Source organism: Caviibacter abscessus (genome assembly GCF_001517835.1).
Lineage (GTDB): Bacteria > Fusobacteriota > Fusobacteriia > Fusobacteriales > Leptotrichiaceae > Caviibacter > Caviibacter abscessus.
In genome coordinates this window covers 134,502-145,941 of sequence record NZ_LOQG01000036.1, presented here as the reverse complement: position 1 = coordinate 145,941, position 11,440 = coordinate 134,502, and the positions used below count along the sequence as shown (strand labels likewise).

At 27.7% G+C, this 11,440-nt stretch carries 11 protein-coding genes, 1 tRNA gene and 1 riboswitch; of the genes, 10 read left to right on the top strand and 2 right to left on the bottom strand.

Annotation, left to right across the window (positions count from 1 at the left end; genetic code table 11):
• The first annotated feature begins 19 nt into the window (after window positions 1-19).
• Window positions 20-96: transfer RNA gene (locus AWT63_RS05185), tRNA-Asn, on the top strand.
• Between the two features lie 98 nt (window positions 97-194).
• On the opposite strand, the gene AWT63_RS05180 is transcribed toward AWT63_RS05185, so the two are convergent.
• Both AWT63_RS05180 and AWT63_RS05175 read right to left on the bottom strand, forming a co-directional pair.
• Entirely contained in the window at window positions 195-1,289 is a 1,095-nt protein-coding gene (locus tag AWT63_RS05180; protein ID WP_068268783.1) for a glycerol dehydrogenase, read from the bottom strand.
• 165 nt (window positions 1,290-1,454) lie between these two features.
• Window positions 1,455-2,177 carry a YebC/PmpR family DNA-binding transcriptional regulator gene (locus AWT63_RS05175; protein WP_068268781.1) on the bottom strand — a complete coding sequence of 241 codons (723 nt, stop codon included), beginning with the start codon at window positions 2,175-2,177 and terminating at the stop codon, window positions 1,455-1,457.
• Between the two features lie 88 nt (window positions 2,178-2,265).
• A riboswitch (TPP riboswitch) is annotated at window positions 2,266-2,357 on the top strand.
• A gap of 38 nt (window positions 2,358-2,395) precedes the next feature.
• On the opposite strand from AWT63_RS05175, the gene AWT63_RS05170 reads away from it, so the two are divergent.
• The 9 genes from AWT63_RS05170 to AWT63_RS05135 all read left to right on the top strand — a co-directional run bounded on the left by AWT63_RS05170 (window position 2,396) and on the right by AWT63_RS05135 (window position 11,323).
• Window positions 2,396-3,124, top strand: coding sequence for an ABC transporter permease (locus AWT63_RS05170; RefSeq protein ID WP_068268779.1), 729 nt, complete (start codon window positions 2,396-2,398; stop codon window positions 3,122-3,124).
• A gap of 12 nt (window positions 3,125-3,136) precedes the next feature.
• On the top strand, window positions 3,137-4,120 hold the full coding sequence (locus AWT63_RS05165; protein ID WP_068268778.1) for an ABC transporter substrate-binding protein: 984 nt from the start codon (window positions 3,137-3,139) through the stop codon (window positions 4,118-4,120).
• Between the two features lie 140 nt (window positions 4,121-4,260).
• Window positions 4,261-4,896: an ABC transporter permease gene (locus AWT63_RS06590; protein ID WP_068449110.1), complete on the top strand. Its 636-nt coding sequence runs from the start codon at window positions 4,261-4,263 to the stop codon at window positions 4,894-4,896.
• 15 nt (window positions 4,897-4,911) lie between these two features.
• The gene (locus tag AWT63_RS06585) at window positions 4,912-5,796 is read left to right on the top strand and encodes a glycine betaine ABC transporter substrate-binding protein (protein ID WP_231723226.1); all 885 of its coding nucleotides are present in this window, start codon (window positions 4,912-4,914) and stop codon (window positions 5,794-5,796) included.
• 9 nt (window positions 5,797-5,805) lie between these two features.
• Window positions 5,806-6,537, top strand: coding sequence for an ATP-binding cassette domain-containing protein (locus AWT63_RS05155; RefSeq protein WP_068268777.1), 732 nt, complete (start codon window positions 5,806-5,808; stop codon window positions 6,535-6,537).
• Entirely contained in the window at window positions 6,534-7,268 is a 735-nt protein-coding gene (locus tag AWT63_RS05150) for an ABC transporter ATP-binding protein (protein ID WP_068268775.1), read from the top strand. The genes AWT63_RS05155 and AWT63_RS05150 overlap by 4 nt, the downstream gene beginning before the upstream one ends.
• Window positions 7,269-7,567: 299 nt before the next feature.
• Complete coding sequence (gene nrdD / locus AWT63_RS05145; RefSeq protein ID WP_068268768.1) at window positions 7,568-9,694, top strand: anaerobic ribonucleoside-triphosphate reductase; 2,127 nt, start codon at window positions 7,568-7,570, stop codon at window positions 9,692-9,694.
• Between the two features lie 9 nt (window positions 9,695-9,703).
• Complete coding sequence (gene nrdG, locus AWT63_RS05140; protein WP_068268765.1) at window positions 9,704-10,258, top strand: anaerobic ribonucleoside-triphosphate reductase activating protein; 555 nt, start codon at window positions 9,704-9,706, stop codon at window positions 10,256-10,258.
• Window positions 10,259-10,489: 231 nt separating this feature from the next.
• The gene (locus AWT63_RS05135; protein WP_068268763.1) at window positions 10,490-11,323 is read left to right on the top strand and encodes a hypothetical protein; all 834 of its coding nucleotides are present in this window, start codon (window positions 10,490-10,492) and stop codon (window positions 11,321-11,323) included.
• Window positions 11,324-11,440: the final 117 nt, after the last annotated feature.

Sequence of the window (11,440 nt, the reverse complement as noted above, 5' to 3'; positions counted from 1 at the left end):
CCAAACTTGAAAGTGGAATGTCTTCGTAGCTCAGCAGGTTAGAGCATTTGGCTGTTAACCAAAGGGTCGTTGGTTCGAATCCAACCGAGGACGCCATTTTTTTTTATATATAATTATTCAAATACATAAAAAATAGGTGGAAAGAATTTAATTATTCAATTCACCTTTTTTATATTATAGATAAAATTTTAAACTTATAATTCCATTGAACCTAATTTATCAGCAGTTAATATAGCAGCAAATACGCTATCAGCTGTAACTTCAAATGGCATATTATGTATTGTTTCATTTGGAGCTGTTGCAGCTACTGCTACTTTGTATAACTCTTCTTTTGAAACATTTTCCATATTTAAATCTTTTAAGCAAGTTGGAAGTCCAACGCTCTTACAAAATTTAATTATTTCTTTTATTTCTTTCATATCTCTATTTTCAAGTACAAATTGAACTAATGTTCCAAATGCCACTTTTTCACCATGATATTTATCATGTCCTTCTTTAAGGATAGTTAAACCGTTATGTACAGCATGTGCTGCTGCAAGTCCTCCACTTTCAAAACCTACACCACTTAGATATGTATTAGCTTCTACAACATTTTCAAATGCTGTTGTAATTGCTTTTTGTTCACAAGATATTTTTGCTTTTAATCCATCTTCCATTAAAATATTAAGACATAATTTAGCAAGGGCAAGTGAAGTTTTTGATGCTTTACCACCTGCAATAGTATTTGAATGTGAATCAGTTGTAGCTTGTGCTTCAAAATATGTTGCAAGAGCATCACCTATACCTGCAATAAGAAGTCTTGAAGGAGCATTAACTAATATATTTGTATCCATTATTACAGCATTTGGGTTAGCTTTTAAGAATAGATATTCTTCAAATTCTCCATTTTCAGTATAAAGTACTGATAATGCACTACATGGAGCATCTGTTGATGCAGCAGTAGGAACAACTATAACAGGTAATGATAAGTAATGTGAAATTGCTTTTCCGGCATCAATTGTTTTTCCACCACCAATTGCAATTACAGCATCTAAACCTTTTTCTTTTATTATTTCAATATGTTTATTAACTTCTTTTTTAGAACATTCTCCACCAAAGATTTCCAAATGATAAGGTACATTTTCATTAACAAAGCTATAAGTTATATTTTCTTTGTAATTATCGAAAATGAATTTATCAACTAAAATATATGCTCCTTTTGTACCTAAATTTTTGTAATGAGAAGATATTTTTTTTATTTCATCTTTTCCTTGTATGTACTTAGATGGTGAAAAAATTATTCTTGACATGATAGACTCCTAAATTAATTATAATATTTATTATACCTTGGTATAAAAAAAGTATACTTTTTGTGTGTGAATTTCTCTTTATTTTTATTTAATAAATAAAATGAAATTTTAATTAATACTTGATATTTATTACTTTTTTCTTCAATATATTAATTAACTTAATAATTAATTAAGTTCTCCACTAAAATTATGATAAACTTTTTGTACATCATCGTTATCTTCTAGCATATCAACTAATTTAATTAATTTTTCTTTGTCTTCATCTGTTAATGTTTCAACTTCTATTGATGGAACATATTCAACGTCAGCTTCAAGTAATGAATATCCTGCATTTCTTAATGCGTCACAAACATCATTAAAGTTTTCTGTAGGTGTTGTGATATAAAAGCTATCATCATATGTAATCATATCTTCCATACCTGCATCAAGTGCTATACCCATAATATCGTCTTCAATAGTTTTGTCAGTTTTTTCTATTTCAATTACACCTTTTCTATCAAACATATATGATACGCAACCAGAAACTCCTAAATTTCCTGAACAACGGTCAAATGCTGTTTTTACAGTAGATGCAGTTCTGTTTCTATTGTCTGTAAGTATTTCAACTATTATTGCAACTCCACCTGGACCATATCCTTCATAATTTAATGTTTCATATGCTGCCCCATCAGTTCCACCTGAACCTTTTTTAATTGCTCTAACGATATTATCGTTTGGCATATTTATACTTTTTGCTTTTTCAATAGCGTGTTTTAATGCTACGTTATAATCCGGATCTGCTCCTTCTCTTGCAGCAACTGTGATAAGTCTTACATACTTTGTAAATGCTGCTGCTCTTTTTTTGTCTTGGGCATCTTTACGTCCTGCAATAGTTCCGTGTCTTCCCATTTTAACCTCCACAAATTTAATTATACCTGATTATATCACAAAAAAATGATAAAAAGCTAGACATTAATTAAAAATATGGTAGAATATATACTAATAACAGGGGTGCTTGAAATGGGCTGAGATTATACCCTAGAACCTGATACAGATAATACTGATGTAGGGAGTTAGTTATATATTTTTTTGTTATACTCTCTCTTCGTCAAAGAAGGGATTTTTTTATGAAAAAATTAAAAAAATACAGTTTAATATTGTTACTATTAATATTATGGCAAAGTTTAACTTTTTTTACAATAATACCTGATTTTTTACTACCATCTCCTTATCAAGTAATAAAGGCATTTATTGAAGATTTTAACCTTATAATTTATCATACGAAATATACTTTAATAATAGCATTTATAGGAGTGTTTATTGGGATAATTATCAGTTTTTTATTATCTCTTATAATGGATATGAATAAAAATATATATGATATTGTATACCCAGTCATAATAATCACACAAACAATACCTACAGTTGCAATAGCACCGCTTCTTATAATATGGTTAGGATATTATATGAAACCTAAAATACTTCTAGTTGTATTAACTTCGTTTTTTCCAATAGTAATTTCTTTACTTGATGGATATAACTCGGTTGATGAAGACAGCATAAAGTTATTAAAAGCTATGGGAGCAAATAAATATCAAATGTATAGACACTTAAAAATACCGGCATCACTTGGATACTTTTTTGCAGGTTTAAGGGTTTGTGTATCTTATTCTCTTATTTCAGCAGTTGTAGCAGAATGGTTAGGCGGATTTTATGGTTTGGGTGTGTATATGACAAGAGTTAGAAAAGCATATGCACTTGATAAAATGTTTGCCGTTATATTTTTCATATCATTTTTAAGTCTAATGTTAATGACAACTGTTGATATTATTCAAAAGAAGATAATAAAGTATTAGAAAGGGAAAAATATGAGTAAAATTTTAAAAATACTGTTTATGTCATTAATTTGTTTTGGATTATTAATTTCTTGTGGGAGTACAAAAGAAAAAGAATTAAAGAAAATAACAATAGTATTGGATTGGGTTCCAAATACAAATCATACAGGTCTATTTGTTGCAAAAGATAAAGGATATTTTAAAGAACAAGGTATAGAAGTTGAAATTGTACAACCTGCACAAGACAGTTCATCATCAATAGTTGCAGCAGGTAAAGCTCAATTTGGTATATATTTTCAACCCAACATGGTAAAAAAAATATTAAAAAATGTACCTATAACAGCAGTTGCAGCTATATTGCAACATAATACATCAGGAATTATGAGCTTAAAAGAAAATGGTATAACAAGTCCTAAAGATTTATCTTGTAAAGTATATTCAACTTGGGAAGATGCTATAGATGATGCAACAGTAAAAGAAGTAATTACACGTGACGGTGGAGATTATTCAAAAGTAAAGTTTGCACCTGGTGAAACAACTGATGCTTTAACAGGACTTAAAGCAAAATTATTTGATTTTATATTTGTATATGAAGCTTGGGATTATACAAATGCTAAATTAAAGGGTGTTGATGTTAATTTTTTTCGTTTAAAAGATTATGTTCCTGAATTTGATTATTATTCACCTGTAATTATTGCAAATAACGATTTTTTAAAAAATAAAGAAGAAACAGCTAAAAAAGTTCTTAAATCAATAAAAAAAGGATACGAATATTCAGTAATAAATCCTTTAGAAGCAGCAGATATTTTAATTAAAAATGCTCCTGAGGGGAATAAGGAGTTAATAAGAGAAAGCCAAAAATTTATTTCAAATCAGTATATATCAGATGCAAAAGCTTGGGGTATAATTGACTCAAATAGATGGAATGCTTTTTATACTTGGCTTTATGATAATAAAATAATAGAAGAAAAATTACCTGAAAATGCAGGATTTACAAATAAATACTTAGAAGATTAAATATAAAAAAATCATAAATCTTATTATCAACTTATCTGGTAATTGATTTGTGATTTTTTTATTAACCTTACCTTAACTTGTGTAAATGAAATATATATGATAAAATTTACTTACAAATATAAAGTTAAGTGGGAGAAAAAATGGTTATTGATATATTAAAAGTTTTAAAGCTTAGATGGAAGTTTTTTTTAGAGCTGCTTATAGAGCATATACAAATATCATTGATATCGATATTTTTTGCAATAATAATTGGTCTTTTTATAGGCTTTATTATTAGTGAATATAAAAAGAGTTCTAAAATAGTACTTGGTGTAATTAATTCTATTTACACTATCCCTTCTATATCACTATTTGGATTTTTAATACCTTTATCAGGGATAGGGAATAAAACTGCGATAATTGCCTTAACTGTGTATGCATTGCTTCCAATGGTAAGAAATACTTATGCAGGACTTACAAATATAAATCCATTATTAGTTGAAGCAGCTGTTGGAATGGGAAGTACAAAGGCACAGGTTTTATTTAAAATAAAAATTCCTTTAGCAATGCCAATAATTATAACAGGAATACGTAATATGGCAGTTATGACAATAGCATTAACCGGTATAGCTTCATTTATAGGTGCCGGTGGTTTAGGTGTTGCAATATATAGAGGAATAACTACTAATAACAAAGCTATGACAATAATAGGAAGTGCAATTATTGCAATTTTAGCAGTGTTAGTTGATTACATTATTGGGATTGTTGAAAGGGCAATGAAAAAACATATAAATTAATGAAAGGAAAAAATTATGAAAAAAATATTAAATTTAATTTTATTAACAATTTTTTCAACTGTGTTTTTAATAAGCTGTAAAAACGATGGTAATACATTAAACGTAGCAACAAAACCTATGACAGAACAATATATATTGGGAAATATTCTTAAAATTTTAGTTGAACAAGATACAAATTTAAAAGTTAAAGTAACTGAAGGAGTTGGAGGAGGAACATCAAATATTCAACCAGCCATTGAAAAGGGAGATTTTGATGTTTATCCGGAATATACAGGCACAGCTTGGAATTTAGTACTTGGTGAAAAAAGCGTATATAATGAACAAATGTTTGATAAATTAGTAGAAGGATATAAAAAGAAAAACCTTACATGGATTGCTTTACTTGGATTTAACGATACTTATGGTTTAGCAGTTAGAAAAGATATAGCAAAAAAATATAACTTAAAGACATTTACAGATTTATCAAAGGTATCAGGTGAGCTTACTTTCGGTGCTGAATATGATTTTTTTGAAAGAAAAGACGGTTATGAAGCACTTAATAAAGTGTATAATATTAAATTTAAAGGTACAGTTGATTTGGATATAGGTTTAAAATATGATGCAGTTAAACAAAATAAAATAGAAGCATTAAACATATTTACAACTGATGGTCAACTTGCTACTTCAAATTTAGTAGTATTAGAAGATGATAAAAACCTTTACCCTTCATATATGGCAGGTTTTGTTATACGTAATGAAGTTCTTGTAAAACATCCAGAACTTAAAGAAGTTTTTGCAAAACTTAATAACATTTTAGATTATTCTAAAATGGCAAAATTAAATAACATGGTTGAAGAAAAAGGCAAAGCACCTGAAGAAGTTGCAATTATCTTTTTAAAAGAAAAAGGGTTGCTTAAATAGGAGAAAACGATGAGTAATGCAATAGAGTATAAAAATGTATGTATGAGTTATGGTGATAAAAAAATAATAGATAACTTTAATTTAGAAATAGAAAAAGGTGAGTTTGTAACCATAATAGGAGCTTCTGGTTGTGGAAAAACAACTATACTTAAAATGGTTAATAAGTTAATAGTTCCAACAAGTGGGAATATAATAGCATGTGGAGAATGTACAAATTCTATGGATATAATAGAACTTCGTAGAAAAATAGGTTATGCTATACAAGGAAGTGTCTTGTTTCCACATATGACAGTTGAAAAAAATATTGCATATGTTCCAAATTTAATAAATAAAGATAAGAAAAAAACAGAACAAGCTATAAAAAAATGGTTAAAGATAGTTGGATTAGATGAAAGTTTAAGAAAGTCTTATCCTAATGAATTATCAGGTGGTCAACAACAAAGAGTGGGAATTGCAAGATCTTTAGCTGGAGAACCTGAAATACTTTTAATGGACGAACCTTTTGGTGCTGTAGATGAAATAACAAGATCAACATTACAAGATGAAATTATTAGAATACACAAAGAAACAGGAATTACTATACTATTTGTAACACATGACATTAATGAAGCGTTAAGACTTGGAACAAAAGTACTTGTTATGAATGCAGGAAAAATTGAACAATATGCAAGTCCTGATGAAATAAAAAATAATCCTGCAACTGATTATGTGAAGGCACTTTTATTTAGGGTGATTAAATGATAAAGCTTGAGGCTTCAAATGTTAGTCATAGCTTTGATAATAAAAAAATAATAGAAGATATAAATATTAAAATTAATAAAAATGAAATAGTTAGTATACTTGGACCATCAGGTTGTGGTAAAACTACTTTATTTAATATTGTAGCAGGACTTTTAAAAGCAGATAGTGCTAATATCTATTTATATAATGATAATATGATAAAAGAAGAAATAACAAATAAATGTGCTAAAGTCAGTTATATGTTACAAAAAGATTTATTATTACCCTTTAAAACGGTTTATGATAATATATCACTTGCTCAGATTATAAAAGGAGAAAAGCAAGATAAAGTTTTGGAATATGTTAAAGATTTTGGTTTAGACGGTTTACTTGAAAAGTATCCTAAGGCATTGTCGGGAGGTCAAAAGCAAAGAGCAGCTTTACTTAGAACTTATATGTTTTCAAAGGAAGTTGTTTTACTTGATGAACCATTTTCAGCATTAGATTCAATAACTAAGACAACAATGTATAAGTGGTTTTTAGATTTGAAAAATAAGCTTAATTTAACGTGTTTAATAATTACACACGATATAGATGAAGCAATATATTTATCTGATAAGATATATATAATAAATGGAAATCCCGGTAAAATAGTTAAAGTAATTGAACTTAATAGAGAACATAAAGATATGTTCTCTATTGAAGCTATGAAATTAAAAAAAGAAATATTAAATAATTTAAATATACAATAAGCTGCTAGTTTAGTGAGAAAAAATCACTATTTAGCAGCTTTTTATTATCCCGAAATTTGATAGTTAAAAAATGATATTTATACGCAACTTTTTTTCATAAGCCTTTTAATATATTCAGAGCTTGCTTAAGTTGTCTTTAATTTGTAAAAAAAATTTAGTTAAATAATAAAAAGGAGAAAGTATATTTTTCATTATTAAAAAAAAATAAATAGTGATATAGTCATGTTAATATATATAGTATTTAATTTGAGATAGCACAACAATATATAGTGAATTGTAAGGAAGGGATGAAAAGGCACATGACAATAATTAAACGTAATGGTAGAGAGGTTGAATACAATAGAGATAAAATAATTAATGCGATAAATGAAGCCAATAAAACGGTTACAGAAAATGAAAGAATATCAAGTGATAAAATAGAAGAAATAATTGTTGAACTTGAAAAAAATAAGAAAAATAAAGTTAATGTAGAAGAAATACAAGATTTTATTGAACTTAAACTTATGGAAAATGGTAAATATGATTTAGCAAAAAAATATGTAATATATAGATATACAAGAGCATTAGTTAGAAAAGCAAATACAACCGATGACTCAATATTAAGCCTTATTCAAAATTCAAATAAAGAAGTAGGGGAAGAAAATTCAAATAAAAATGCAAGTGTTGCATCAACACAAAGAGATTTAATTGCAGGAGAAGTTTCAAAAGATTTAAGTAGAAGAGTTTTATTACCTGAAAAATTAAGAGAAGCTCATGATGATGGAGTATTACATTTTCATGATATGGACTATTTCTTACAACCTATATTTAACTGTTGCTTAATTAATATACAAGATATGTTAGATAATGGAACTGTAATGAATGGTAAATTAATAGAGTCTCCAAAGAGTTTTCAAGTAGCATGTACAATACTTACACAAATAATTGCGGCAGTTGCAAGTAGCCAATATGGAGGTCAATCTGTTGATGTAAGACATTTAGGAAAATATTTAAGAAAAAGCAGAGATAAGTATTATAAAGTAACACTTGAAAAATTTGGCGGAAAAGTAGAAGATGAAGTAATTAAAGAAATAGTTAATGAAAGAGTAAAAGATGAATTAAAATCAGGAGTACAAACTATACAATATCAAATAAATACATTAATGACTACTAATGGACAAAGTCCGTTTGTAACTCTATTTTTACAATTAAAAGAAGATGATCCATATATTGATGAAGTTGCATTAATAATTGAAGAAATATTAAAACAAAGATATGAAGGTATAAAAAATGAAAAAGGTGTATATGTAACGCCGGCATTCCCTAAGCTTGTTTATGTATTAGATGAATTTAATGCACTAAAAGGTGGAAAATATGACTATCTTACAAAGTTAGCTGTTAAGTGTTCTTCAAAGAGAATGTATCCTGATTATATCAGTGCAAAAAAAATGCGTGAGAATTATGAAGGAAATGTATTTTCTCCTATGGGTTGTAGAAGCTTTTTATCAACTTGGCAAGATGAAAATGGGGAATACAAATTTGAAGGAAGATTTAATCAAGGTGTAGTAAGTTTAAATCTTGCACAAATAGGAATATTATCAGGACAAGATGAAGATAAATATTTTGAAATATTAAATGAAAGATTGCAACTATGCTTTGAAGCACTTATGGCAAGACATAATAGATTAAAAGGAACTTTATCTGATATAAGTCCTATACATTGGCAATACGGAGCAATAGCAAGACTTAAAAAAGGTGAAAAAATAGATAAATATTTAGAAAATGGATATTCAACAATATCTTTGGGATATATAGGTATTTATGAAGCAACAAAATTAGTAAAAAATGTATCGCATACAACAGCGATAGGACAACAATTTGCATTAAAAGTTATGAATAGATTACGTGAAGCTTGTGATACTTGGAAAAAAGAAACAGGTCTTGGTTTTGGATTATATGGAACTCCGGCAGAATCATTATGCTATAGATTTGCAAAAATAGATAAAAAGAGATTTGGAAATATAGAGGATATAACTGACAAAGGATACTATACAAATTCATATCACGTAGATGTTAGAGAAAATATTGATGCTATGAGTAAATTTGTATTTGAATCTCAATTTCAATCAATTTCATCAGGTGGAGCAATCTCATATGTTGAAATACCTAACTTAACTAAGAACTTACAAGCTATAGAAGAAGTTGTTAAATTTATGTATGATCATATTCAATATGCTGAATTTAATACTAAATCTGATTTTTGTCATGTTTGTACTTATGATGGGGAAATAATAATCAATGAAGAAAGTCAATGGGAATGTCCTCAATGTCATAATCAGGATCATGGAAAAATGAATGTAACAAGAAGAACTTGTGGTTATTTAGGAGAAAATTTCTGGAATGAAGGAAAAACAAAAGAAATAGCGAAAAGGGTTTTACATTTGTAAGGAGTAATTATGAATTATGCAATAATTAAACCGTTTGATGTTGCAAATGGTCCAGGCATTAGAACTTCTTTATTTGTAAGTGGATGTAGACACGCTTGTAAAGGTTGTTTTAATGAAGAAATTTGGAAGTTTGATGCGGGACAGGAATTTACAAGTGAAAATATTAAGGAAATAATAAAACTACTTAAAAGAGATTTCATAATGGGTTTAACACTTCTTGGTGGAGAACCGCTTGACCCTAAAAATCAAGAATGGGTGTGCAAATTAGTAAAAGAAGTAAAAAAAGAAATTCCGTATAAAACAATATGGTGTTATACAGGTTTTACTTATGAGTATGTAATGGATTATATGTGTAAAAGATTACCTTATACTAGACAAATACTTGATGAAGTAGATGTGCTTGTAGATGGAAAATTTATGCTTGATTTACTTGACTTAAAACTAAAATTTAGAGGTTCAGCAAATCAAAGAGTGATAGATCTTAGAAAAAGTGAAGAACAATGCAAAATAGTATGGGCTTTGGAGCAAGAAGAAATAGATAAATATATAAGAGTTGGGAGCTAACATTTGTTAGCCCAATTTTTTTAGAAAGGACCTTTTAGGTTCTTCTTTTTTTTATTTAGGAAATATAAAGAGAGCTTATTTAACTAAAAATTTTTATAAAAAATTTTTTCTAAATTTAAGTAATGATAATTAATTTCTACAATAGATTGTGAAAATTTTTACTAAAATATTTTTCTTGAAATTTTTTTTAAACTAGTGATAGAATGCGGAAAAAATATAAAAGGAGAAAATATGAATAAGATAATATCGATATTGGTTTATTTATTGATATCGTTTAATATATTAGCTGTTGAAGGGAATATAAAAGTTGGATATGACTTTTATAGAGGATCTACCAATATAACGGATACTACAAAAAGCATACCTTACACAGGTGGATTTGTAATAGGTGCTGAAATAATACCACTTAGTTATTTTGATAATAAACTAAAAATTGGAGCAGGTTTTGAATATAATTTTGGAGCTAAAACGCTACATTATGGTAAAGATTCTACAGCAAGTATGTTGCCTGTTTATGCAACATTAAAGTATACATATTATAGAAAAAATGATTTAAATTTATATACATTTGGAAGACTTGGATATGCTTTTGCAAAAGAAAAGGATCCAAATAATAACTTTCATTATTTTCATATTAGACAAAATACTAAAACAAGTTATGATGCTATTACAAGTGGTCTATATTACGGTTTAGGTTTAGGGCTTGACTATAAATATTTCTTAGCTGAAATATTATATGATGGTAAATTTTTCCCGTATAAACATATGAATATTAGAAGATGTGGTTTAACTGAACTTAAACCTGCACAAGATTTTCATCATAAAATAGGGATAAGAGTTGGTGTACAATTAGGTTCACAACATTTCCCAACAAAACAAATAAGATGTCCTAAATGTAATCCTAGAGTTATAGAGAAATTAGTTAAAGTTGAAAAAAGAGTAAAAGTACCTGAAATAGTTGAAAAAATAGTAGAAGTTCCTGCAAAACCAAAGAAAACTATTAAGAAAAAAAGAAAAGTAGATTCTAATTTAAAATGGGACTGCAAATTAATAAATAACAAATAAGTGAAAATGCAGAATTTAAGCAAGAGAAGAACGTTTTAGTTCTTCTTTTTTCTATTGAGAGTAGCTAAGTTATATGATATAATTGATTGATTTTATAAAAAAATATACTATAACTAT

What these genes read in the sequence shown, in the direction of transcription:
- AWT63_RS05180 (WP_068268783.1), bottom strand. Translation starts at nt 1,289, where the DNA reads ATGTCAAGAATAATTTTTTCACCATCTAAGTACATACAAGGAAAAGAT.
- AWT63_RS05175 (WP_068268781.1), bottom strand. Translation starts at nt 2,177, where the DNA reads ATGGGAAGACACGGAACTATTGCAGGACGTAAAGATGCCCAAGACAAA.
- AWT63_RS05170 (WP_068268779.1), top strand. Translation starts at nt 2,396, where the DNA reads ATGAAAAAATTAAAAAAATACAGTTTAATATTGTTACTATTAATATTA.
- AWT63_RS05165 (WP_068268778.1), top strand. Translation starts at nt 3,137, where the DNA reads ATGAGTAAAATTTTAAAAATACTGTTTATGTCATTAATTTGTTTTGGA.
- AWT63_RS06590 (WP_068449110.1), top strand. Translation starts at nt 4,261, where the DNA reads ATGGTTATTGATATATTAAAAGTTTTAAAGCTTAGATGGAAGTTTTTT.
- AWT63_RS06585 (WP_231723226.1), top strand. Translation starts at nt 4,912, where the DNA reads ATGAAAAAAATATTAAATTTAATTTTATTAACAATTTTTTCAACTGTG.
- AWT63_RS05155 (WP_068268777.1), top strand. Translation starts at nt 5,806, where the DNA reads ATGAGTAATGCAATAGAGTATAAAAATGTATGTATGAGTTATGGTGAT.
- AWT63_RS05150 (WP_068268775.1), top strand. Translation starts at nt 6,534, where the DNA reads ATGATAAAGCTTGAGGCTTCAAATGTTAGTCATAGCTTTGATAATAAA.
- nrdD (WP_068268768.1), top strand. Translation starts at nt 7,568, where the DNA reads ATGACAATAATTAAACGTAATGGTAGAGAGGTTGAATACAATAGAGAT.
- nrdG (WP_068268765.1), top strand. Translation starts at nt 9,704, where the DNA reads ATGAATTATGCAATAATTAAACCGTTTGATGTTGCAAATGGTCCAGGC.
- AWT63_RS05135 (WP_068268763.1), top strand. Translation starts at nt 10,490, where the DNA reads ATGAATAAGATAATATCGATATTGGTTTATTTATTGATATCGTTTAAT.